Source organism: Pontibacter chinhatensis, from assembly GCF_900113285.1.
Taxonomy (GTDB): domain Bacteria; phylum Bacteroidota; class Bacteroidia; order Cytophagales; family Hymenobacteraceae; genus Pontibacter; species Pontibacter chinhatensis.
On sequence record NZ_FOOT01000001.1, the window covers coordinates 823,183 to 848,510 of the forward strand.

Annotated in this window: 15 protein-coding genes and 1 riboswitch; of the genes, 7 read left to right on the top strand and 8 right to left on the bottom strand. The window is 50.8% G+C overall.

Translation table 11 applies throughout. The features are described 5' to 3' along the window. Positions 1-680: 680 nt before the first annotated feature. Positions 681-2,021 (bottom strand): Na+/H+ antiporter NhaC family protein, encoded by a 1,341-nt coding sequence (locus BM040_RS03480; protein WP_092099048.1) that lies wholly within the window; start codon positions 2,019-2,021, stop codon positions 681-683. Between the two features lie 240 nt (positions 2,022-2,261). Beyond that, a riboswitch (SAM riboswitch) is annotated at positions 2,262-2,363 on the bottom strand. Positions 2,364-2,535: 172 nt separating this feature from the next. Here BM040_RS03480 and BM040_RS03485 point away from each other — a divergent pair. Beyond that, positions 2,536-3,456, top strand: a complete 921-nt coding sequence (locus BM040_RS03485) for an N-acetylmuramoyl-L-alanine amidase (protein ID WP_092099050.1) — start codon at positions 2,536-2,538, stop codon at positions 3,454-3,456. Positions 3,457-3,675: 219 nt separating this feature from the next. Here BM040_RS03485 and BM040_RS03490 read toward each other — a convergent pair whose 3' ends face one another. Further along, positions 3,676-4,935, bottom strand: a complete 1,260-nt coding sequence (locus tag BM040_RS03490) for a DUF819 family protein (RefSeq protein ID WP_092099052.1) — start codon at positions 4,933-4,935, stop codon at positions 3,676-3,678. A 259-nt stretch (positions 4,936-5,194) separates the two neighbouring features. Between BM040_RS03490 and BM040_RS03495 the strand changes: the two genes are divergently transcribed. Further along, positions 5,195-6,238 carry a serine hydrolase domain-containing protein gene (locus tag BM040_RS03495; RefSeq protein WP_175490963.1) on the top strand — a complete coding sequence of 348 codons (1,044 nt, stop codon included), beginning with the start codon at positions 5,195-5,197 and terminating at the stop codon, positions 6,236-6,238. Between the two features lie 86 nt (positions 6,239-6,324). Here BM040_RS03495 and BM040_RS03500 read toward each other — a convergent pair whose 3' ends face one another. The 4 genes from BM040_RS03500 to BM040_RS03515 all read right to left on the bottom strand — a co-directional run bounded on the left by BM040_RS03500 (position 6,325) and on the right by BM040_RS03515 (position 11,178). After that, on the bottom strand, positions 6,325-7,506 hold the full coding sequence (locus BM040_RS03500) for a C40 family peptidase (protein WP_092099056.1): 1,182 nt from the start codon (positions 7,504-7,506) through the stop codon (positions 6,325-6,327). Between the two features lie 92 nt (positions 7,507-7,598). Further along, positions 7,599-8,687, bottom strand: coding sequence for an aminotransferase class I/II-fold pyridoxal phosphate-dependent enzyme (locus BM040_RS03505; protein ID WP_092099057.1), 1,089 nt, complete (start codon positions 8,685-8,687; stop codon positions 7,599-7,601). Continuing rightward, positions 8,687-9,700: a dipeptide epimerase gene (locus BM040_RS03510; protein WP_092099059.1), complete on the bottom strand. Its 1,014-nt coding sequence runs from the start codon at positions 9,698-9,700 to the stop codon at positions 8,687-8,689. The genes BM040_RS03505 and BM040_RS03510 overlap by 1 nt, the downstream gene beginning before the upstream one ends. Positions 9,701-9,828: 128 nt before the next feature. Further along, positions 9,829-11,178, bottom strand: coding sequence for a D-alanyl-D-alanine carboxypeptidase (locus tag BM040_RS03515; RefSeq protein ID WP_092099061.1), 1,350 nt, complete (start codon positions 11,176-11,178; stop codon positions 9,829-9,831). Between the two features lie 270 nt (positions 11,179-11,448). On the opposite strand from BM040_RS03515, the gene BM040_RS03520 reads away from it, so the two are divergent. The 4 genes from BM040_RS03520 to nagB all read left to right on the top strand — a co-directional run bounded on the left by BM040_RS03520 (position 11,449) and on the right by nagB (position 19,715). Then, a complete protein-coding gene (locus BM040_RS03520; RefSeq protein ID WP_092099063.1) occupies positions 11,449-14,652 on the top strand; it encodes a SusC/RagA family TonB-linked outer membrane protein in 3,204 nt (1,067 codons plus the stop codon). A 12-nt stretch (positions 14,653-14,664) separates the two neighbouring features. Beyond that, positions 14,665-16,056, top strand: a complete 1,392-nt coding sequence (locus BM040_RS03525) for a SusD/RagB family nutrient-binding outer membrane lipoprotein (RefSeq protein WP_092099065.1) — start codon at positions 14,665-14,667, stop codon at positions 16,054-16,056. 580 nt (positions 16,057-16,636) lie between these two features. Next, positions 16,637-17,704: an ROK family protein gene (locus BM040_RS03530; protein ID WP_245756083.1), complete on the top strand. Its 1,068-nt coding sequence runs from the start codon at positions 16,637-16,639 to the stop codon at positions 17,702-17,704. Between the two features lie 43 nt (positions 17,705-17,747). Continuing rightward, entirely contained in the window at positions 17,748-19,715 is a 1,968-nt protein-coding gene (gene nagB / locus BM040_RS03535; protein ID WP_092099069.1) for a glucosamine-6-phosphate deaminase, read from the top strand. Between the two features lie 481 nt (positions 19,716-20,196). Here nagB and BM040_RS03545 read toward each other — a convergent pair whose 3' ends face one another. Next, positions 20,197-21,084: a DUF3078 domain-containing protein gene (locus BM040_RS03545; RefSeq protein WP_092099072.1), complete on the bottom strand. Its 888-nt coding sequence runs from the start codon at positions 21,082-21,084 to the stop codon at positions 20,197-20,199. Positions 21,085-21,693: 609 nt separating this feature from the next. Here BM040_RS03545 and BM040_RS03550 point away from each other — a divergent pair. Further along, positions 21,694-21,993, top strand: coding sequence for a hypothetical protein (locus BM040_RS03550; RefSeq protein WP_139217753.1), 300 nt, complete (start codon positions 21,694-21,696; stop codon positions 21,991-21,993). A gap of 312 nt (positions 21,994-22,305) precedes the next feature. Here BM040_RS03550 and BM040_RS03555 read toward each other — a convergent pair whose 3' ends face one another. Next, positions 22,306-25,143, bottom strand: coding sequence for a serine hydrolase domain-containing protein (locus BM040_RS03555; RefSeq protein WP_394333074.1), 2,838 nt, complete (start codon positions 25,141-25,143; stop codon positions 22,306-22,308). Between the last annotated feature and the right edge of the window lie 185 nt (positions 25,144-25,328).

Here is a 25,328-nt window from a genome sequence, read left to right on the forward strand (position 1 = left end):
GGCGGGGGGGTGCAACCCGTGCCTTCTCTAGTGTTGGGTTTGTAACCCAACTGGCTTGAAAAGCCATACTTTATACTTTGGTTATACTCTTTTAGCCACTGCTTCCCGCTTACTGAACCAAGCTATCCTATCTAGCTTCCGTTCATCCTCTAGTTCCCACAAACGCCTCGTTGCACCTCCAACTTGGCTCCCTCAAGGCCGGGAGGCCTCGCCTTCGGGCATCGCGCTGTGTTCCCTCCTTGCCTCGCTTTCGCTCTGCATGCCCTTGACGGGCACCGGATCTCACAAGGCGCTCAACCCAAAGGCTGGGATAAGGTCGATAGCTCCTGCCCTTACTGTCATCTCGACCTTTGGGAGAGATCTGGATAGAATTCCGGATAGAGCTCTCACAGCTTCGCTGGCTCTTTTCGGCTCTCGCCTCAAGAGTACTCGAGATGACAGGGAACGATGTAAGTATAAACTGTCCCCTTGAGGACAAGTGATAACGCGAGTTCGAAACTTGCGAGCAACGCTCAATAGGGGTGTTAAAACAGCAGCTATGAAACTCATACTTCAGCTGAAGTAACTACAGACTCCCCGCCTTAGACAAGGAGGGGATAAAGGGGTGGTTGGACCCGGCTCTGCAAAGCCCCCTCTCCAACCATTCCAAACTCTCTGAAGGAACAACTACCCTCCTGCACTTACACCGCCACCGCTTGTTCTGCTGCTGGCTGCTTATCTAAATACTTATCCACGAAAGGCAAATAAATGGCCAGAAGGCTGAACAGCAGCAACAGGTACAGGTACCAGGCATTCGCCCACAGGTCCAGGAAGTTCAGCTGCCCGTTCGTAAAGCTAACCAGCAGCAGGATCTGTGCGCCGAAAGGCAACAGGCCCTGCACCACGCAGGAGGCAATGTCTAACAGGGCAGCGGTTTTGCGCTTGTCGATGCTATACTTCCGGCTGATTTCTTTCACCACCGGGCCAGTCACGACGATGGAAACCGTGTTATTGGCAATAGCGGAGTTGGTGCCTCCTACCAGCGAGAGAATACCCACTTGCGCAGATCGCATTCCATTTGCAGCCTTGCTCACCTTTTGCAGCAGAAACGTAATACCTCCTGCCTCGCTCACCATTTGCGCCAGCCCACCTGTCAGCATCGAGAGCAGAAAAATCTCCGTCATGCCTGTAAAACCTTCGTACACGCTCTTGCCGAAGGCCAGCACTTCCAGTTGTCCCTGCCACAGTCCTACGGCTCCGGATGCGAGGGTTCCTAGTACAAGCACGACAAACACATTTATGCCGGAAACAGCCAGTATGATAACAAGCAGGTAAGGAGCAATTTGCCAGAAACTCGCTGCCTGAAGCGCAGGGAGCTGCGCCTCCACCGCGCCTGTCGTATTCCAGCCCGTTAGTAGCAACAGGAATATGGTTACCAGGGCAGCAGGACCGGCAATCAGGATGTTGACCCTGAACTTATCGCGCATGCTGCACTCCTGCGTTTGCGTGGCAGCGATGGTTGTATCCGAGATAAAGGAAAGGTTGTCGCCAAACATAGCACCGCCCAACAGCACCCCCAGCAGCAAAGGCATGGAGGTATGGCTCTGCTCCGCCAGCCCCACCACGATGGGTCCCAGGGCCACGATGGCTCCCACAGAGGTACCCGTAGCGGTGGACAAAAAGGCCGCCAGCAGAAACACACCCAGCGCCAGGTACTGCACCGGCAGCACGCTCAGGCCCAGGTTTACCGTGGCATCCACGCCTCCCACCGCCTTTGTTACCGAGGCAAAAGCACCGGCCAGCAAGTAGATGAGGCACATGGTAACGATTTTAGAATCGCCGCAGCCACGTATCAGGGCGGCCACCTTGGCCTCTGAGGAACCCCTAAGTATAAAGAAGGCGGAGATAATACCCAGTGTTACGGCCACCGGTGCCGGCAGCGCATAAAAGTCATTTAAGAGTATACCAGCACCTAAAAACGTCAGTACAAACACCAGGAAAGGTATGAGCGCCCAGCCGCCGGTTTTCTGAATATGTTGCATATGTAGTGTGGAGCTACAAACAGGCATGGACACCTATAGCGTTAGGTACGCACGCGGCAGTTACTCCGGGAAGTTTAAAAAGAAAGTATAAATTGAATGATGATGCCTGAACCGGCAAGGTGTCGGCGCTTATGGCCTGATCAGCAGCAACAACAGCACAGCACCTGTTTAGGCGCAGTTACGGCAGTATAGGCACGGAAAATGGTAGCGAGAAGCTGGTGTAGTAGGTGCATGTAAATAAATTTATAGGTCCCAAACTGGGCAGGTGTTAGCACCTTTACGGCGAGGCCGTGGTTGCTAGAGGTTCTCAGAGCCTGCTCTCTCCCCTCTTCTTTATAAATCTTGCATAAAGATGCTGCAAAGGTAAAGCCGGCAAAGTGACAAAATCAAATTCCACCCAATTTTCATCTAAAGTTTATACTTAACTACCCCTTTAGTTCAGTGTCGAAATTTGCATCTGATGGTAAATTCGCTCAAGTTTATACTTTGAACAACCTATACTTTCTTAACCTGCATGAAGTATACTTCTACTGCCCTTTTATCCCTGCTGCTGGCAGGCGCCGGCCTTTTCAGCTGCACGCCCAACCCTTATGCCAGCACCAACCGTTCACACAAAAAACAACTGAAGGCCTATGCCAAGGAACTGCGCACAGTACCGGCCATCAATCCAAAGGAATCTACCCTGCAGTTGGGCGATTACTGGGTGGGAACTACTAACTTTAACATGCGCAAGGCTAATTACGTGGTCATCCACCACACGGCGCAGAACTCCACGGACCATACCCTGCGGACCTTCACGCTGCCCAGAACCAGCGTAAGCGCCCATTACGTGATTGGCCGCGACGGCAAGGTGTTCCACATGCTGCACGACAACCTGCGTGCCTGGCATGGAGGCAACAGCCGCTGGGGCAACAACACCGACCTGAACTCCTGTTCTATCGGCATTGAGCTGGACAACAACGGCACTGAGCCCTTTTCGGATGAACAGATAAACAGCCTGCTGGAGGTGCTGGCCATGCTAAAGGAGAAGCACAAGATTCCGGCTGAAAACTTTATCGGTCACTCCGATATTGCTCCGGTGCGCAAGGTAGACCCCAACCAGACCTTTCCGTGGAAGAAACTGTCCGAGCATGGCTTTGGCCTGTGGTACGATGAGGACGTGGTGAAAGATTACCTGCAACCAGCCGCCCCTATCACCGTCCTCGACAGCACCGGCACCCAGCCAGCGCTCATCCTGCAACCCCTCGATTCAGTGCTGACTATTCCGCCGCACTTCAACCCGAAGGAAGCGCTCCGTATCATCGGCTACGACACCCGCGATTTGCCGGCCGCTATTCGGGCCTTCAAGCTGCACTTCATCCAGGATGAGGTAAATATGGAGCTCACCGACCGCGACAAAGCTGTACTTTACAACCTGTACCAGAAGTATTTGTAGGATAAATTAGGCTTAAACTCAACCTACAGAGAGGCCATAAACAAATGGCCCCGGCAGGAGAACCTTTCTCCCACCGGGGCCGATTTTTATACTTTATACTTGAGTCGGGTTAAATTTTATACTTCAGTTAGATAATTCTCTAGCTATAAAGACGCAAGGTATTGCGTCTCTACAACTTTCTAACTCCCAAACTCTTTAATTCCTAAACTCTCAAACTCTCTACGCCAGTATATTCCAGACGTACTGCAGCATGAGCCCGCAGAGGTAGCCGCCGTAAGTACCTACCGCATAACCCAGCACCGCCAGCAGAACGCCCACCGGGGCCAGGTATCGGTTGAAAGCCGCTGCCACAATTGGCGCAGAGGCTGCCCCACCGATATTGGCCTGACTGCCCACGGCTACGTAGAAGAACGGCGCTTTGATGATGCGCGCCACCACCAGCATAATCAGCACGTGGAAAGAAATCCAGAAGGCTCCGACTAAAAACAGTTTCGGGTTATCCAGCACTGCGCCAAGGTCCATGCTCATGCCGATGGTAGCCACCAGGAAGTACAGGAACACCGAACCGAAACGCGAGGCACCGTAGCTCTCCAGGTTACGGGCTTTGGTAAAGGAAAGTATAAGTCCGGCTGTCGTGGCGATAATCACAAGCCAGAAGAAGCCGCTGGTGATGGAGTAAGTGGCCAGCTCCGGGTAATTCTCTGCAAAGTATGGCGCAATGATGTCGGCCAGTAAATGCGAGATGCCTGTAAAACCGAAGGCCACCCCCAGCAGTACGATGGTCGTAGAAGTCGTCGGAAGCATGCTTTTCCCTTCCTGCAAGCCCTCCAGGCGCGCTTCCAGTTCTTTAATCGGACGGCTGTCGGCACCAAGTATCCTGTCGATTTTCTCAGGTTTCTGCGAGAAGTACAGCAACACCCCCATCCATACGTTGGCTACCAGCACGTCCACGGCAATCATTTGCCCAAAGGCATCCTTGCTGGCCCCAAACACCTCCAGCATGGCTGCCTGGTTAGCGCCACCGCCAATCCAGCTTCCGGAGATGGTAGACAAGCCTTTCCATACTTCGTCGCCACTGGTATAGAGGATGTCTGGAAACACCGAGCCCACCAGAAACAAGGCCAGCGGACCGCCAAACATTACCCCCAGCGTACCGGCAAAAAACATAATCACAGCCTTGCTGCCCAGCATCCGCAGCGACTTAAAATCGATGCTGAGGGTAAGCAGGATAAGCGAGGCAGGCAGGAAGTAGCGTGAGGCCACGTGGTATAACTGCGAGGCATCCCCGGAAATGATATTGAACGTGTTGAACAGGGCAGGGATGAAGTAACAAAGCAGCAGCGATGGTACCACCCGGTAAAATTTCATCCAGAAGCGGTTGGTACTGGTAGAGGTGTGGAATACAAAGGCCAGGATAAAGAGCAAAAGGCCCAGCACTACGGCATCGTTGGTAAGCAGCGGTGCGTTAGTTTCAGTCATGAGGTTGGTAGTAGTGTTAAGTTGTTAAGGGTGATGCTTGTTGCGGAAATCTTCGTGCTACGTCGTAACACATGATCCGAAGCTTTAAAGTTAGAATTACTACCGCCCAATGCCAACACTTGGCGCCGATTTAATACCGCTTTTCCTATACTTTGCTGCTTTCCGCAAGGGTAAGTATGGCCTAAAGCAAGTTTATACTTGGTGATTTCCTAAATTTAGAGCAGAACAGAAGTATAGCCCTGAAAAACAAATGCCTGCTATGTTACAAAACACCCTCGACGCCCTACTGGCCCGCCACTTTACTGCCAACACCCCCGGAGCAGTCCTGCTGGTGGCCAAAGGAAAAGAGGTGATATACTTGGGAAGCCGGGGCCTTGCCAACCTCCAAACCGTCGCAGCCATCACCCCGGATACTACCTTCCGGCTGGCTTCGGTATCCAAGCAGTTCACAGCCATGTGCGTGCATCTGCTCGCGCAGCAAGGGCATCTGCAACTCACCGACAGGCTTAGTTTATACTTTCCGGAGCTAAGACACTTGGAAGGAGTTCGGTTGCTGCACCTACTCAACCATACTTCGGGCCTTCCCGATTTTGAGGAGCACATTCCCGAAAGCCAGCAAGCGCAGCTAACCGACGAGGACGTGCTGCAGCTTACCGCGCAACAGCAGGCTCTTCTCTTCCCCTCAGGCTCCCAATACCGTTACAGCAACACCGCTTACGTGCTGCTGGGGCTCCTGGCAGAACGCGTCTCAGGGAAAAACTATGCCAATGTGCTGCAGGAGTACATTTTTAAGCCACTCGAAATGCAGCATTCTATGCTTTACAGGGTAGATGCACTCATTCCGAACCGAGCCATGGGCTACCGACAGGCTAACAATGGCGACTTTATACTTTCAGACCAGAACATCGGCACTGCCACCCGTGGCGACGGCTGCATCTATACTTCGGCTTTGGATTACCTTAAGTGGTGGCAAGCTTTAGAGAGCAATTTCTTATTTAACATAACTAATCAACTCAAAACAACCACCTCAAGTATAGATGATGCAAAGGGATGGAAGTATAGCATGGGCTGGTTTGTATCTGACCTCGGAAACGGCAAGTATGAATACTGCCACAGCGGCGACACGTCGGGTTTTACCAATTTGGTACTTTGGCAGCCGGAACACGACACCCTGGTGGCCTGTTTCTCCAACACAGCCCAAAACCATACTTTCCTGGGCGAGCTGCTGCAGGAGTTAAAGTCGTTTACAGAGTATAGCCCCAAATCTGAGTTAGTATACCATCTACAGGAACTGACGCGATAAACTGCTCAGTTTATACTTACTGTAGCCTGAAAACAAAAGAGGCGCATACATGATGCGCCTCTTTGAAGTATAAGATGCTGTGCCTACTATTGGTATAAAGCCGTTTTGCGCAAGTCAACTACCACATCCTCGGGGGCGATGCGCTTGGCGCGGAGGAAACGCTTCAGCTCCGGCTCATCGAAGTTCTCGGCCTGTGGGTTCATGCTGCTGATGCGCACACGGCCAGCAGAGTGAATGAACTCCTGGTTACCGCCAATCCACATGCCCACGTGTACCACACGCTCCGGCTTGCCGTCCTTGGCCGGTGAACCAAAGAAAAGTAAATCGCCAGGCTGCAGCTTATCCCAGCCGTTGGAGGTATCTACCAAATCGCCCACATGCACCTGCTGCGAGGCGTCGCGTGGCAGCACCAGGCCATTCATGAAGTATACCGTTTTGGTAAAGCCACTGCAATCCACACCTTTAAAGGAAGTGCCGCCCCATAGGTAAGGCAGGCCCATCAATTGCTTACTGGTGTTCACCAGGTTCTCCCCTGTCGGCTTGCGGCTGGCTACCCACTCGTCGTACTTGGCAGACTCAGCGGCCGGGATAAAACCTTTTCTTCCATCGGGGAAGGTAACGGCATAAAAATCTCCTTGCTTCTCGTTCAAGGCCACCACATCGCCATACACCATATCCGATACGGTGCCGGCATTAGCGCTGGCAGTGGCATAGGCAAAGCCATAGGGCTTGGTGTAAAGCAATTTCGGGCTCTTCTGCCAGTTCTCAAAGCTGCCCTTGTCCATCAGGCTCACGCCCGCTGCATCCACCCACGAGAGGTATTTGTCCGGGGTCTGCACCAGGTACCAGCCACGCTGTTTCTTCAGCACGTTCACCGGTGTGCCCATGGTAGCCTGTGTTGCCAGTTCGGCCGGGTGCTTGGGCTCCGAGCGCAGGTTGGCAACCGAAATGGTGATAACGCCATACGTTTTGCCCTCCAGTTCTGCATCGGGCAGCACCTGGATACTATCCACGAAAGCGATGTTTTCTGCTTTTAATTTACCCAGCAGTTCCTGCTTGGCTTCGGGCATGTTGGTTTCGCCGGCCAGTACGTTGCCGCGCTGCTCAATTTTGAACAGGGCCACGCGCTTATCAGGGGCAAACTCCTGTCGTACCGCCTCAATGTGCTCCTCCATGGCACCGTCGGCCGAGGTAGCGGTCTCCTTTCCTGGCGTGCAAGCGGCCGCTAGCAACCCTAGGGCAAGTATAAAATAATGCTTCTTCATCATGATGTTTAAGTTCTCTGTCGCTTTAAGGGCTACAGCTAAGGTGACTGACTAGTATTCAGAGTAAAGTTAAGTATCTGCGTTACAATTACTTCTTATTTAAAGACATTATCCGGGTAAAATTGGTTTACTGCCTCAGCCAGTCGCTGCAAATCCGCAGCAGTATGCAGACTGTTCAGGATAACCCGAACAATGGGCGGGCTCTCGGCCGTTGGGTAGCGGAAGTTGGAAATCAGGATGCGGTGGCGATGCAGGTGCTCGGCTATACTTTCCATGCCGGTACTGAACACCGGATAATCCGGGATAAAGCTGAACAGCTCCTGAGGCTTTTTCAGCAATCCTGTAAAAGTATGAATGTTCTGCTGCAACCGCTGCCTGGCTTCCGCTATGATTTCACCGGCCTGCAAGTAGGCAAACAGGTAAGCCGGAATCGCCGGTGACGCTCCCCCAAAGTATGGACTGCTTTTCACTTCCTCCACCAGCTTACGCGAGCCCAGCATGAAACCCGCCGGGATGCCCAAGGCCTTGCCAAAGGAGCTACCGACAACCAATTCCACGTTTTTATACTTACTGAGCTCGGGGTAAATGCCCACGCCGCCCGGACCGGTCACGCCAAAGCCATGGGAGTCATCCACCACCACGGTTATACTTTTGTGCGCTGGCAGCTGGCCTATCCAGTCAAAAGTATAAGGCTTGGCCCAGAGCGGGTCCAGTGCATTGCAGATGATGATAAAGGAAAATTCATCTGACGTTAGCACCTCCTCCAGTACCTGCTTCGTCCAGTCTTTGAAACTGATTTGGGCGTTTGCCTGCACAGCGGCGGCATCGCTTTCCCACAAAGCCGGATGCGCGCCGGGCGCATACAGAAACCGGCCCCGATGGCGCAGCACCTGCACCAGCGTCTGCCCCATCAGGAAACCCGACGACATAGTCACGGCTGCCTCCGCCCCGCTTATACTTGCAAGCTGCTCCTCCACCTGCCGGTATACTTCCAGGCGCAGGTTAGAACGCCGGGAGCTGGAGTAGTTAGTACCGTAACGACGCAGGCCCTCCACCACCAGGCTCTGAAACACCTCGTTACAGGCCATGCCCAGGTAGGACGTGCCGCTACAGTAGAGAAACTCTTCCCCGTCTAAAGTAACGGTTCTACCGGGCAGATGGTCCGTATAAAATGGAGCGCCCATTAGGCCAGCAGCTCGGCTCCTGTTCCGTTCACGTTGCTGTAAGTTACTTTTCCGTCGGTGATAGTAACGCCGCGTGCGATGTCTTTGCTTAGCAGCAGGGCGCCGTCCATGTCCACGTAATCCAGCATCGGCAGTAAATGGGCGATGGCCGAGATGCCCACCGAAGACTCCGTCATGCAGCCTACCATCGTTTTCAAGCCCAATTCACGCGCCTCTTTCAGCATGCGGCGGGCAGGCGTCAGGCCTCCGCACTTCATCAGCTTCACGTTCACGCCATGGAAATGGCCCACGCACTTGGCCACATCGCTCTCGGTAATGCAGCTCTCGTCAGCAATCAGCGGCAGCACCGACTGCTCGTACACTTTCTTCATACCTTCCAAGTCATCGGCGCGCATGGGCTGCTCGATAAACTCCACGCCCAGCGGCTTGAGTTGCTTTGAGTTCTCAATCGTTTCCTCTACGCCCCAGGCGCAGTTGGCATCCACCCGGAACACGGCGTCGGTGTGCTTGCGAAGCTCCTGAATAATGGCCACATCTTCCTTCGTTCCCAGCTTAATCTTATACAACGGCCAAGGCATCTCCTTCAGCTTTTTCACCATGTTTTCGATGGTGTCGATGCCGATGGTATAGTTGGTAAGTGGGATATGGTCCGTGTTCAAGCCCCAAATTTTGTAGAGCGGCTGTCCCTGTAGTTTACCAAAAAGGTCATTAGCTGCCAAGTCGAGGGCGCACAGCGCGAAAGGGTTGTCCTGCAGGTGCGGCTGTACCGTTGCCCAAAAAGACTCAGGGCTTTCCAGCTCCGTTTCCTCAATCAGTCCGCGGATGTTTTCCAGCGCCGCCGTCATGTTTTCTATCGTGAAGCCATAGTAGGGGTTACTGGTAGCTTCGCCATAGCCTTTTTGCCCGTTGTGCTCCAGCTCCACTATCAGAGTAGGTTGCACATCGCGCGAGTCGTAAGAAATGGTGAACGTATACTTCAGGGGCAGGTCGAAAGACCGGATGGTTAGTTTCATGATGGTGTAAGTATGATTGTATAGGTTAAGTTTTGGTATCAGCTCAGGATTTACAGAAATTAAAGATAGGCAGATTAGATACGATTCTTGAACTTACTAACTTTATAACTCTCTAAATTTCTAACTTTTTAGTACCGGTTGTGTACTTCCGTCATGATGCGCACCATCTCGTCGCGGATGGCAGAAGTAGGCACTTTGTAGTTGTTGTTCATGAAACTATAAAGCAACAGCTTGCCGCTTTTGGTCTTGATATAGCCGCTCTGGTTATGCACGTGCGACAAGGTGCCGGACTTGCCAAACACAAACGGCACCTCGGCTTTGTAGATGTTTCGGAAAGTACCGGGTTTCCCCCCAACGGCCAGCATCGGCAGCAGGCGCTCCTGTGGGCGCTCCTGCATGAGCTTTTGCAACAGGACGATGATGCTGCGCGGCGTGAACATGTTCATGCTGGATAAACCCGACCCGTCAATCCACACCGGCTCATCCGGCAGGTCAGCCAGGTAATTTTCCTTTACGTGCTTGATGGCCCGCTCTACCGAGAGGGTATCGGAGATAGTGCCGGAGCAGAGCGCCATGAGTTGCTCTGCCATCAGGTTATCGCTTACCTGCAGCATCCGCTTCACTACCGAATCGGTGGGCATGCCATAGAACACGCTGCCGCCAGCAGGAACGGGCATCTTCAGCAGCTCCACTTCCCGCTTCAGGGTGTCCGACAGCAGCGTTACCACCATCTCCGGAGACGTGATAAAAGGCACTTCGGTAGAGAAGCTATTGGTGAGGTTACGTGTATAGTAGGTGATATTATTTGTGCGCCAGCCCCTTACAAAGGTCGTGCGGGAGCGGGTTTTGGTAGTATCCACCACCACGCTGTTTTCAAAGTGGGAAGGGGTTATCGTGAAAGTGGGTGTCGCCTCTTCCTTGTAAAACTTAATCACGTTGCCGTGGATGGGGAATACGTTTCGTTCCGGCTGGTAGTAGTAGTTATAGTCGTCCCAGCCCCAGTTGGTGGCGAAAGGCGTGCTGGTATAAGGGGCCTCCACATAGTATAACTTCTTCTCCGGACGGTTCTTCAGGAAGTCGTAGGCCAGCGAGTTCTTCAGGTCCATGTGCGCGAAGGTAGGGTCGCCGGTACCCCAGAAGATAAGCGAGTCGCCACGGCTCACATACTTCAGCGCCGCAATGGAGTCGCCCAGCATTTTGTGGGTGGCATAGAAGGTAAATAGCTTCGTGTTGGAGGCCGGTACAAAATACTTGTCGGCATTGTGCTCCACCACCATCTGCCCCAGTTCCGGATCATACAAGGCAAAGCCCACAAAACTCTGCCGCAGCACCTGCGACTCAGCCACCTCCCGCTTTATCTCCGCAGGCCCGAAACGAGCCGTTTCTTTCGAGGCTGATGGTACCTTGCTGCCGCAGGCCGCCGTCAGGAAAAGGCTGCAAAGCAGGCCGTAAGTATACGTTAGTTGTGTCAGGCGCATAGGGATAGGCTTTCGAAGCAGGTTGAAACGCTTAAATAAGTAAAAAGTGCTATATAATCAAAAATGTTTGCGGACAGGCTGTCTGTTTGCTAAGCCATTGGGACTTACTCCTGCCTACAATCCAATCTTTTCATCTAAAAGATGAACGAAACCATTTTTAATGTTACAACACCTTTATTAACTACCAAATTTATCTATAGAAATTTGGCTATATAGTTAATATAAGTAAATTAGTTGGCTAATCTAAATTTTAACTAACCTAAAACACTCATGAGAAAATTATACCTGTCAACTTTACTGTTGCTGTTAGTTTGCTGGTGCGGCACGGCCCTTGCCCAGCAAGTTAACGTAAGCGGCACGGTAACAGGCGCTGATAGCGGCATTCCATTGCCCGGAGTCAGTGTAATTGTAAAGGGTACCACCACCGGGGTCACCACCTCAGCGGACGGTACCTTCCAGATTAGTGTGCCAAACCAGGAGTCGGTGCTGCTGTTCCGTTTTCTGGGCTACGAGGTGCAGGAGACAAGGGTAGGCAACCAGCGCGTGTTTAACGTGCGCCTGAACCCTGACAGCAAGCAGCTTGGTGAAGTGGTGGTAACTGCTTTGGGTATTGCGCGTGAGGAGCGCTCGCTTGGCTACGCCACCCAGGAGGTGAAAGGCGAAGACCTTACCCTGACCAAAGAGCAGAACGTGCTTGGCTCTCTTTCCGGTAAAGTGGCTGGTGTGCAGATGACTGGCTCTTCTGGTTCTAGTATGGGGGGCACTCAGAAAATTCAGATCAGGGGTGTAAACTCTGTAACCGGAGGTGGACAACCTTTAATTGTAGTAGATGGAACACCAATTTCTAACGCAAACTTTGCCGGCAGAAGCGGAGCTGACTATGGTAACTTAGCCCAGGATATCAACCCGGAAGATGTTGAATCTATCAACGTGCTTAAAGGCCCTGCTGCATCTGCCCTGTATGGTATTCGTGGCCAGTATGGGGTGGTTATGATCACAACAAAAAAAGGCAAGAAGGGCCCTAAAAAGGTCGATGTGCAATTGAACTCTGCTTTCTCTGTTGAAAAAGTTGGCAACTTCATGCCAATGCAGAACATCTATGGCGGCGGCGGAAGCCAGACTTGGAGAACGCTTGCCAATGGTGAAAAGTATGTGGATGGCACAGACGAAAGCTGGGGACCTAAAATGGATGGCACGCCGGTTCGCCATATGCACAGTTTTTATCCGCAAGACCCGATGTATGGGCAATTAGAGCCTTTTGTACCTCAGCCTGACAACATTAAAGATTTCTTTGAAACAGGCCACAACCTGAACAATGGAGTAAGTATTTCCGGCGGTAACGAAAACTCTTCTTTCCGCTTAAGCTACAACAACACGCGCATTGAGGGTGTGGAACCGAACACATGGTTGAAAAGAAATAACCTTGGATTGAGTGCCTCACTAGATTTGAGTGACAAGATAACCGCTTCGGCTAACATCAACTATGCTAACAACGATGCGCAGCGTCCTTCACAAGGGTACTATGAAGGTTCCAGAAACTTTATGCAGTGGTTTCAGCGCAACCTGGACATGAAGCGCCTGAAGAACTACAAGTATGACGATGGTACTTTCTACCACTGGAACATTGGAAGGCCAAATGCTCAGGGTGTAATCACGAACTGGCGTCCATCTGATTGGAATAACCCATACTTTGAGGCCTACGAGAACCTGAATAACGACAACCGTGATCGCTTCTTTGGCGATGTGGGTTTGACCTACCAGGTTTTGCCAGATTTAAAAGTGAGTGGCTTCGTCCGTTCTGATATGTACACCCAGAATATTGAGAGCAGAATAGCAGCCGGCGGCAGAAGTGTTAACGCTGCTTACTCAACAGGAAAGTATCAGAATAAGGAAATGAACTACGAATTCCTGGCACAGTATACAAAGGAATGGAATGACTTCTCCTTCAATGTAAACGTAGGAGCTAACTTATTTGACAGAAACTACACGTATCTAAGTCAGGCAACAAGAGGTGGTCTGACTAGCCCTGGTTTCTATAATATTGAAGGCTCGAGCGAAAGGCCAGCAGTAGCTTCATACCTTCTTCGTAAACAACTAAATAGTATTTACGGTATGGCAACCGTGGGCTACAAAGACACCTACTTTGTGGATTTTTCTCTAAGAAGAGACCACTCTTCCACCCTGCCAGACCCTTATTATTATCCATCAGTATCTGCTTCGTTCGTGTTTAGTGAGTTGCTAAACTGGCAGCCATTATCCTTCGGTAAACTGAGAGCAAGCTATGCCATGGCAGGTAACGATGTAAGTGTGTATGCCACCTCAATGAACTATGAGATAGGCGGACTGTACGGCACCGTTAATACATCCTTTGTGCCTGATGTATTAAACAACCCGCTCATTAAGCCATCTTTTGCTACATCATACGAAGTAGGTGCTGACCTGAAGTTCTTTAACGGACGCTTAGGGGCTGATGTAACATACTATGAACAGCGTAACGAGGATGATGTAATCACACTGAATGTATCCGGAGCAAGTGGCTACAGTTCATCTTACATCAATGCTGGTCTGATGGTAAACAAAGGTATCGAAATCGCCCTTACAGGTACTCCAATCCAGACCCAAAACTTCTCCTGGGACATAGCATTTAACGCTGCTAGAAACAGAGGTACTGTAAAAGAACTTTATCCTGGGCTGGATTCCCGTTTATTAGAGTCTAATACCTATAGTGGCGTGTCCATGTACCTATATTCCAATGTTGGCGAACAATTTGGCAGCATCGTAGGGCAGGCCTATCAGCGCGATCCTGAGACTGGCAAAATACTGCTCGGCAGCAACAATATGCCACTATACACTACTGCGACACATAATTTCGGCAGCGTACTACCAGATGCTACCGGTGGTCTTCAGAATTCGTTCCGCTTAGGTAAGTTTGACTTAAGTGCTATGATAGATTATCAGCTGGGCGGACAGTTTATCAGTTGGTCCCGCATGCTGGCAGTTAAAGCTGGCCTAGCTCCTGAAACAGCCGCTATCAATGAAAATGGCAAAAACGTACGTGACCCACTGGCTGAAGGTGGAGGTGTAAAAGTTAGCGGCATTTATGGACCTGGTGTAAAAATAAATGACGAGGATGTATCGGGCAGAGAGTTTACCGGGTTTGTAGATGCAAGAACTTACTTCAGAAACACACTGGGTACCAGAATTTACGAAGAATGGATATACGATGCCTCTTATGTAAGATTAAGAGAGATTAGATTAGGTTATAGCCTGGACAAAGCCTCCTTGGGTAGCTTACCTTTCCAAAAAGTTGGCATCGCGTTTATTGCCCGTAACCCATTAATGATCTGGCAGAAGGCGCCTGAAGGCCTAAATCCTGCAGAACTTGCAACCGGCTCATCTTCCTTCGGCTGGTTAGAAACCGGCGGGCTGAATACGGTAAGATCGTACGGGGTAAACCTGAACATTTCATTCTAATTTGACAAACACATGAAGAAACTATATATTTTTCTACTAGCCTGTCTGTCTCTCACAAGTTGTGAGATAGATGAGGATATTAATGTGAACCCGAACAAGCCAAGTGACGCATCAGGTGGGCAGCTTTTAGCAAACTCCATGCTCAGTCTACCGGGTTTAAGTTCTTCTACTCAGGCACAGTTTATGGCCCAGTACCTTTCAGAATTACAATATGTTGGTACTTCTCTTTACCCGGAAGGGGCTACAAACTTTTATGGATGGTACACTGGCCCTCTCATGAACCTTGAAACGGTAATTAATTCAGAGGAACTAGATGGCAAGGAAGGCCCGATTGCCAACCAGAAAGCTGTCGCTAAAATTCTGAAGGCTTATTATTTCTGGAACATCACTGATCGTTGGGGAGACGTACCATTTTCACAGGCATTAAAAGGAAATGCCAACTTCACACCGGCATATGATACACAGGAATCCATCTATAACAACCTGTTTATACTTCTGAATGAGGCAAATGAGCAGATTGTTACTGGCTCCATAAGCAATGACATTGTTTATGGAGGCGACATGGAAAGATGGAGAAAACTTAGCAATACCATAAGGCTATTAATGGCGCTGCGTATTTCAGAGGTAAACCCAAGCAAAGGCAAAGAGGAGTTCAACAAAGCTTTGGCAGCAGGAATAATGACCTCTAATGCTGACAATTTTGTTTTCAAGCACTTGGCTCTAGAGGTCAATGAAAATTACTGGTACTCACAAATTAGTCTCCAGAACCGTTTAACATGGTGGTCTCTGAGTGAGAATCTTGTTAACACACTAAAAGCTACAGCTGATCCCCGGCTTCCGGTTTTTGCCAACACAAACGACGCAGACGAGTATGCAGGTTTAAGATTCGGATCGCCAAACGGAGGTGACCCACTCAAATACTCTACCTTGGGAGAGCAACTCTGGCAGCAGGATGCGCCGGTTTATCTGGTTACGTACGCACAGGCGTTATTTGCAAAGGCAGAAGCTTCCAAGCGCGGCTGGATTGAAGGTGGTGATGCAGAAGCAGAAGCCAACTACAACGAAGCTATTAAACAGTCTATCGCACAATGGACCGGAAGCACTACAGAAGCAGCAGATTACCTTGCAAATGCTGAAGTAGCTTATAACCCTGACACTGCACTAGAGCAAATTGCTACACAGCGTTACATTCACCTGTTTATGCATGGCTACGAAGCATGGGCAGAGTGGCGCAGAACAGGTTACCCTAACAATTTAGTTTCTCCGGAAGGCAAAGACGTACCAACCAGATTGATGTATACGGCAACCGAAGCTGCCAACAACACCGCTAACTATAACGAGGCGCTACAACGCCAATTTGGCGGCACCGATGGCCTCTACGGCAAAGTATGGTGGGATAAATAATCCCTTCTCCACTAATAAAAAAGGCTCTCCTGACGGGGAGCCTTTTTTATTGCCTGCAACAGCAATTATACTTCGCGAAAGTATAGCAGAGTGTATTACCTCAGCCCGCTAGCACCCTTCGTAATTCCACGTTTTAGAAAAGTATAAAAAGTATAAAATAGGCTGATCCAGAGGGTGATAAAAGTATAAGTATGGACAATGAGGTGAATACAGAAGTATACCTGTGCGCTTTATAATTTGTAAGAAGCTTCAGCCAAAGTATGATGACTAACTATGTTAAAACATACTTTATATTTTTTCCGTTACTTATTTACTTTAGTAAAAAACTTTATAAAAGTTTTGGTCTTTCGTAAACTTTAAATACTTTTGTAACGATAGGTTTTACCGCGCTATGTGTATGAGCACCTTAACATCGCATACAGAGTATCTGGATAGTCTTAATAATGTTGAGAAGAAGAAATTCTCTCAAAAAATCAAGATAATCAGACACTTGTATGTTAAGGGAGCCCGCACAAATGCCGACATTTGCTCTCGCTTCAACATCAGCTCTCCTACCTCCATGGGTTTATTAGGTGAACTCATGGCAGAGGGACTGGTGGAGAAGCAAGGGCTTGGCAAATCAGTGGGCGGCCGCAAACCTGACCTCTACGGACTCCGCAACAACTCCCTTTTTGTCCTCAGCATCGACATGAACCGCTTTAGCACACGCATGGCGATCATGGACAACAACAATAACCAGATTACCCCCATCCGATCCTACAGCTATACGTTGCCCGAGGACTTAACTGGCCTGGATACGTTCTGCGGCTGGGTACAGGATTTAATCGAGACATCCGGCATTGACAAACAAAAGCTGGTAGGCATAGGCTTAAGTATGCCTGGCCTGGTAGCCAGCAAGGAAGGCGATAGCCGAACATACCTCCGCACCGACGTATTGGACGAATCGCTGCAGGAGGTGTTGAGCCGCAAGCTGGGCAAGCCGGTATTTATACAGAACGACGTAAAAAGCGCCGCCCTGGCAGAACTCCGTTTCGGGCAGGCCAAAGGCAGGCAGGATGTGTTGGTCATCTCTATCGATTGGGGTGTGGGTACCGGCGTGATAATGGACGGGAACCTGCGCGGCGGAGCCGCTGGCTTTGCCGGCGAGTTCGGGCACATCCCGCTGGTGGAGAACGGTATCCTTTGCCATTGCGGCAAACGCGGCTGCCTCGAAACCCTGGCCTCCGGTATCGCGATGGTGCGTGCCGCCCGCGAAGGTATAAAGTCCGGCCAGAAGTCGCTGCTGAGCAAGCTCTCTGCCGAGGAACTGGAGCAACTGGAGCCAAAACAGATCATACAGGCAGCCCAACAGGGCGATCAGTTTGCCATCAACCTGCTTTCCGAAACAGGCGTTAACTTGGGCAAAGGCATCGCCATACTCATACAGCTGTTCAATCCTGAGCTGGTTATACTTGGTGGCAACATGGCCGAAGCAGGCCAGCTCATCACCACGCCAATCCAGCAATCGATTAACACGTATTGTATGGCGCAGCTCAGAGAGTCTACTAACATCGCGCTGTCGGCATTGGGGCCGCAGGCTAATATGATGGGCGCAACAGCCACGGTGCTGGAGAACATACTGGAGAAACAGCTGGAGCAGGCCCGCTAACGAATTAAAAAGAGGTAAAACAAAGTAAAAGTATACACGCACTATGCATCTACTTAAAAAGAAAGCTGCCTATAACCCGCAGCTATCCGCTCCAAGACTAAACCTGCTGGAAGAGACTCGTTTTGAGAAACTTCCGGTAACTGTATATCCCGATCAGCACATTGCCTCTGTAAAGGTGGCAAAGCGCATCGCCGACATCATCAGAAGCAAGCAGGAGGTTGGCGAGGCCGCTATACTGGGCCTGGCAACCGGCGCTACCCCAGTGGGGGTGTATGCCGAGCTGGTGAGGTTGCACCGCGAGGAAGGACTGAGCTTCCGCAACGTGATCACCTTTAACCTGGACGAGTACTACCCGATGCAGCCTGACGCCGCTCAGAGCTACGTTACGTTCATGAACGAGCACCTGTTCAACCACATCGATATCGACAGGGATAACGTGCATATTCCCGATGGCACGCTGCCAAAAGAGGAGATACACGATTACTGCCTGAGCTACGAGCGCAAGATTGAAGAAGTGGGCGGACTGGACTTCCAGATCCTGGGTATCGGTCGTACGGGCCACATCGGTTTTAACGAGCCGGGTTCTGCGCCAAACTCCGGTACGCGCCTGGTTACGCTGGACGACCTGACCCGCCGTGACGCTGCCCGCGACTTTGGCGGTAAGGAGAACGTGCCCACCAAGGCCATCACCATGGGTATCGGCACCATCTTCAAGGCCCGCGAGATCATCCTGATGGCCTGGAGCCAGAAGAAGGCTCCTATCATTAAGAAAGCTGTGGAAGGCGACATGTCGAGCGACGTGCCTGCTACCTACCTGCAGCTTTCCAACAGCGTAGAGTTTGTGCTGGATGAGGCCGCTGCCTCCGACCTGACCCGCTTTAACACCCCGTGGCTGGTAAAAGACTGCGTTTGGGACAAGCAGATGCAGAAGAAAGCAGTTATCTGGCTTTCTGAGAAGCTGGGCAAGCCAATCCTGAAGCTGACAGAAGAAGACTATAACAACAACGGCATGGCGCAGCTGGCCACTGAGTTTGGCCCTGCCTATAACATCAACATCGACGTCTTCAACCAGATGCAGCATACCATTACCGGCTGGCCGGGTGGTAAGCCAAAGGCCGATGACTCCCAGCGTCCGGAGCGTGCCGAGCCGGCGCAGAAGCGCGCTATCATCTTCTCTCCGCACCCTGACGATGACGTGATTTCCATGGGTGGTACCTTCATCCGACTAGTAGACCAAGGCCACGACGTGCATGTGGCTTACCAGACTTCCGGCAACACCGCTGTTTGGGACGATGACGTGCTGCGTTATGTGGAGTTCGCTATTGACTTTAACAGAAGCATTGGCAACGACACCGCTAAGCTGGAGAAGATCTACGACGACATGCGCGGCTTTATTGAGGAGAAGCACCCGAACCAGGTGGACACACAGGACATCCTGAACGTGAAGGGCTTCATCCGCAAGAGCGAGGCCATCGCAGGTGCCCGCTACGCTGGCCTGGAAGACGACCACATCCACTTTATGGCCCTGCCTTTCTATGAGACAGGCAAGCACAAGAAGAACTCTGTTTCTGACAAAGACATTGAGCTGACTATGGAGCTGCTGCAGCAAGTAAAACCGCACCAGGTGTTTGCCGCCGGCGACTTCGCCGACCCGCACGGAACGCACATCGTCTGCTTCAAAATCATTGTAGATGCCCTGCAGCGCCTGAGAGAAAAGGGTGAGACCTGGGTAAACGACTGCTGGCTGTGGATGTACCGCGGCGCATGGCACGAGTTTGAGACTTACGAGATTGAGATGGCCGTGCCGCTGTCGCCACAGGAGGTTATCCGCAAGCGCCAGGCAATTTTCAAGCACCAGTCACAGAAAGACACGCCGGTATTCCCGGGCGACGACTCACGCGAGTTTTGGGTACGCGCTGAGGAACGCAACCGCGAAACCGCAGAAAGATATCATAAACTTGGCCTCGCCGATTATGAGGCCATGGAGGCATTCGTACGCTTTCACTACTAAACCACACCCTCTCTCAAGGGAAACACATAGGAAAAATTAAGGTTTTAGAGCTACGAAAAAGCCCGCTCAGTTTCTGAGCGGGCTTTAGGCTTTTTAGGAGGTTGTGGTTTATACTTTACCTGGCGCTACATCTCTGCAAAGTATAAAAGCATTTGCGCCACTCGGCTTTGACGAGTGTTAGGTATTAGTTGGCGTCTTGCTGCGTTACACAGAAAGTATAAAGTTCAAGTTGCGATTTATTATTATTGTAAAGGTGTAAACCCACCCCTAAGAGCTACGCTCGCTAGCTCAAAACTCTCGTTTTGGCTAGTCCACGAGAGTGGAATTATAATGCCTTTGAAGGAATTCCCCTCCTGGGAGGGGTTGGGGTGGGTTAATCACAACTTAGGTTATAAAGCTATAACCCAAGGCGGCCTGAGGCCTCAGTATACCGCACACTCGCCGGAGGCGAGCGAGGGCTTGGAGTACCTACAGTTATACTTTACCTGGCACTGAAGCCCTGCAACGTATAAAGTATGCCCAGTCCGAGCGACTGGTTATATTGCACGGCGGCGTCCTGGTCGTAATCATACACAAAGTTGGCCATCAGGTTTACGTTGATGTAGCGGTTTACCTTAGCCGCCAGCGTGGCGTTCAGCATGTGGTCAATCTTCTTCCCTTCCAGCTCCTTGTAGTTGATGTAAGAAAGGTAATTGGCCTTAAAATTCAGGTTAGCCATAATGTCGCGGGTGTAGGAGGCTTGCACCATGGCAGCCAGCCACTCAGTGCGCACCTGCTTGCCCTCAGGCACGCCATAGCGTTCGTTCTCCCCCACCGACTCATCAGCCAGAAAAGTAAATCGCGGTGCAAACGGGCTCAGCCTCAGCGAAAAGTATGGGTTAGGCTTATACTCCGCACCCAGCGCAAAGGTCAGGAAGCCAGGCGAGAGGAAGTTGGAAATGAGCCTGTCGGTGCCATCCTCGTCTACATCATACTCATACCCTTTGGTAAACTGCGACAGAAAATTGGCCGACACGAAGGTGTTCCAGTCGGAGGAAAAGGCGTAGCCATACTTGGTGTCGAGGTAGATGCGGTCTATACTTTTGCGTCCTTCCTCATCCTTGTTTTTGATAAGGCCATACTGCAGTTGCACGGCATTATCCCAGCTCACCTTGTCCCGCTTGTAGTCTGCCCGCGCATCGAGGTTGGTGTTGAAGGCGATAGAACTAATACCGCCGGCTTTCCAGTTGTCGCTGAAGGCCGACTGGTTAAGGTTGATGCCCGCCGCAAAAGAGCGCCGCCACACCGTATCCGGCTCTGTAACGGTTTGGGCAAATACGCTTGGTACGCTCAACAACAGGGCGCAAAGTATAAATAGAGGTCGCATCATGGGCAAGTATAAAACAATGGTTATATTTATTAATTGCTATACTTACTGATTTTGCGGGTGAAAGTTTTAGATAATTTGGCTGGCTATGTGGGCCGGAACGTTTGGGAAAAGTGAGTTTTTACTTTATTCCAGAATCATGTATGTGAACTATGTATTGGGGCCGCATATTCTTGAGCCAGTCTTATTGTTAGAACGCTTCGCGGAATAACAGTTATGCCGTATTTGTAACTAGTTTTAAAGTAGAAAAGGTTGGTTCACAAGTAAAATGTATCAGCTTTCAAGGTTTAATTTTAAGGCATAATCCCCTGTAATTTAATTACAAAGGAGAAATCAACGCTGATGCAGATAGTATATTCCTTAATTTCATTTTTAGTAGGCTTCTTTACTTTGTATATAACTTATAAAGATGAAAAGGCACGTAGACCGTCTTTATCTGTTAGCTATATCACGCATTTGAAAGGATATATAGGCGGTATAGCGTTCATAATAATTGGCTATATGCTTTTGAAAGAAGGATTGGAATAACTTCTGACAACACTATTTAAAAATCGCAGAAGCGCATATTATGCTAAATTTCAGCGGCAATTTATATAAGAAATGGAAACCTCAATGATAGCAATCATAACAGCTTTTTTGTGTTTTAGCATAGCAGCAAGTGCACCAGCTACAAAGCCCATAGGTAAAGCAGAAAGCATGACCTATAAGGAAAGATTATCAGAAGCAAAAAGCAGTTACCCATTTTCAAGGTGGAGAAAGTCTTTCAGGCATGGGCTGAAGCAATACACAAAAGAGAACTGTGAGAAGTCGAAGCAGGTATTAGATGATTTAATAGAAGGGCTGATTGCTATTGGAGAGGATGCTCCTAATGATGAAAAGACTACGCTTTTTAAAACGGCTATACTTACTTAAAATGACCTGAATAATAAAGCACCAGGTTTAATAGAGACAGGAGAAAGAGAAGAGCTTTGTGCTCTGATAGACCGAATTACAGTTGCTGCTGGTCTTAACCCTAAAGAGTTTGCTGATGGCGAGGGTATAGCAGATGAATGGAGAGAATGGTGAAGAACAATAATTGACCATTACACATTATAGAATTCTCAATTGCCTACCTGATGGCCTTTTGAACTAACCTACTTTTTATTGGCCTTCCAAAGTATAAATTCCACAAAAAAAGAGGCACCATTACTGGTGCCTCTTTTTGTTAAAGTATAAAGCAGCTGTTTACGGGTTGGTGCGCTGCGCTAATTTGCTTTTGTCTATAGCATCGTACACTACCTGCAGCACATTAGTGCGGGTGTTCAGCTGGCTCAGTTTCGGGTTATCGCGTGTTGGGTTCACGCGGTTCGACAGGAACACGTACACCAGGTTGTTCACGGGGTCTACCCAGGCATAGGTGCCGGTAAAGCCCGAGTGGCCGAAGCTCTCCACCGGAGCGCTTGGAGCGGCGTTGCTGTTCTGCTGGCCCGGCTTGGCCGGACGGTCGAAGCCTAAGGCGCGGTAGTTGCCCTGGTCGCAGAACTGGCACTTGCTGAACTGGCTCACAGTGTTGCCACCAATGTAGGTCTGGCCGGCAAATTTACCGTCCTGCAAGTATAGCTGCATCAGTTTGGCCACGTCGTTCGAATTGCCAAACAAGCCGGCATGGCCGCTTACGCCGCCCAGCATGGCTGCGCCCTCGTCGTGCACATACGTATGCAGCAGCTGCTTACGGAAGTGCGGCTCATACTCTGTCGGTACAATCTGCTCCGGCCTGTAGTATTTGTAAGGGTTAAACGTCAGCGTGGTCGCGCCAATCGGTCTGTAGATTTTCTCTTTCAGGTACGTTTCAAAATCTTCCCCGGTGATGTTCTCCACCACCAGCGGTGCCAGAATAAACGAGAGGTCACTGTAGACATAGCCCGGCTTCTCGTTCAGCGGCGACTTGGCGATTTCTTTGTAAATCTTGTCGGCATACTTGCGGTGGATGTACAGGTTGTCGGCCACTTTTATCGGGAAACGGCGGGAAGAATCGGCCTTGAAGGTGCCCCACTTAAACTTGCCATTTTTCTTCACCGTCTCTCTCCAAAACGCTATCCACGATTTCAGGCCTGCCTGGTGCGTGAGGATGTCACGGTACTTGAGGTTCTCCTTGTTGGTGCCTTCCATCATCGGCAGGTACTCGCCCAATGTGCGGTCCACATCAAAACGGCCCTCGCCACTCAGCTTCATAAAGGCTGCCAGCGCCGTGCTGATTTTGGTTACAGAGGCCAGGTCGTAGAGGTCGGTTACCTGCACCGGACGCTCGTTGTCATAAGTATGGTGGCCGAAGGCCTTGTGGTAAATCACCTTTCCATCTTTGGCAACGAGTACTTGTGCTCCAGGCGTCGCCTTCTCGGCAATTGCCTGCGCCACCAGCGAGTCGATTCCCTTCAGGTCAGCTGATTTCAGGCCAACTGCCTCAGGCATCGTATAGGCAAAGCGCAGGCCGCCCTCTGTTCTCAGGCCATCGTTAAGCTTAAAGGTATTGTTAATGGTTACCGGCAGTTTGCCTTTGGCACCAATACCACCAAAAACCATCTGCGCGGTCAGGTCCTGCGTTTCCGGCGTTTCCTGATAAGCGGCGATCACAGCATGTGCCTTGTCCAGGCTCTCCAGTTCTGCTAAGCTGTACACGTTTCCAAATATGCCCACTATGGTTGGCTTGGAGCGGATAAGGTCTTTGAGGAACAGGTTCATTTCGGCAGAGATACCGAAGTTGCTGCTGCCAGCCTTCAGGTTAAGCTTATGCAGTCCGGCAATAACCAGGTTATACTCCTGCAGTTTCTCTTTCAGGGCCATCAGTTCTGCTAAAGAGGCGGTAGGCTGCAGGTAAAAAGTATCAACCTTGGTATAACGGGACAGACCTTTCTGAAAGTCCGTTTCCTGCTTTGTGCCAATGGCAATCGCCGCCACTTTCAGGGTATCGATGTTCTGGATAGGCAGGATGTTGTTTTTGTTGCGCAGCAGCGTGAGTGAGGCCTGTACCAACTGCTGGTTCAGGTACTTGCCATGCGGGTTGTTCAGATCCTCCACCAGGTTCTCGATTTCCACCGGCTTATACTTGTCGAGCCCCAGCCACTGCTTGGCGGCCAGCACCTTACGGGCGCGGGCATCTACCTCTTCCTGCGTAATCTCTCCGTTGGCAATCGCTTTCTTAATTTCCTGGATGGTCGTTTTTACGTCCATAGTGTTCAGGAGCATGTCGTTACCGGCCAGAAGGGCCTTCACGTCCACAATCCCTGGCGGGTAAAACTTGGCCACGCCGTCCATGTTCAGGGCGTCGGTAAATACCAGTCCCTGGTAACCCATTTCCTTCTTCAGCAGGTCGGTTACGATAGGCTTGGAGAGCGTGGAGGCCAGGCTATCGGTATTGTCCAGCACCGGGATGTTCATGTGGGCCACCATCAGGCTGCCTAGTCCGTTTTTCATCAGCTGGCGGAACGGGTAAAGCTCCAGCGAGTCGAGGCGCTGTTTGGAAAAGTGAATAACCGGCAGGCCATAGTGTGAGTCCACGTTGGTGTCGCCGTGGCCGGGGAAGTGCTTGGCGTTGGCCAGCACCTTCTCGTCCTGCATGCCGCGCATGTAGGCCATGGCCTTGCGGCTTACGTTATACTTGTCTTCGCCGAAAGATCGGAAACCGATAACCGGGTTATTGGCGTTGTTGTTCACGTCCACCACCGGCGCGAAGTTCACGTGTATGCCCAGGCGGCGGCACTGGCGGGCAATCTCAGCTCCCATCTCGTAGATGAGCTGCTCATCCTCGATGCCGCCCAAAGCCATCTGGTACGGGAAACGGATCGTGCTGTCGAGGCGCATGGCCAGGCCCCACTCCCCGTCTATACTTACCATCAGGGGCACCTTGCTTTCGCTTTGCAGGCGGTTGGTCATGTGCGCCTGGCGCACCGGGCCACCCTGGAAGAAGATAAGTCCGCCTACTTTATACTTTGTTACCAGCCTGCTCACCGAGTCCATGTGTGCCTGGTCTTTGTTAGAGTAGACGGGGATCATGATGAGTTGGGCGATGCGCTCTTCCGGTGTCATGGTGTTAAACACAGAGTCCACCCAGGCCTGGTTGGCGTTCAGGAAAGGCGGATCAGTGGCCGGATTAAAGGTTTTGGCAATCGCTTTCTGGGTTGTACTGCGGCGTGTCTTAGAGGTGCTCCTCTGAGCATCCGCATCCATCGCCCCAAACATCAGCAGGGCAACAAGGGTGAACAAAAGATAGG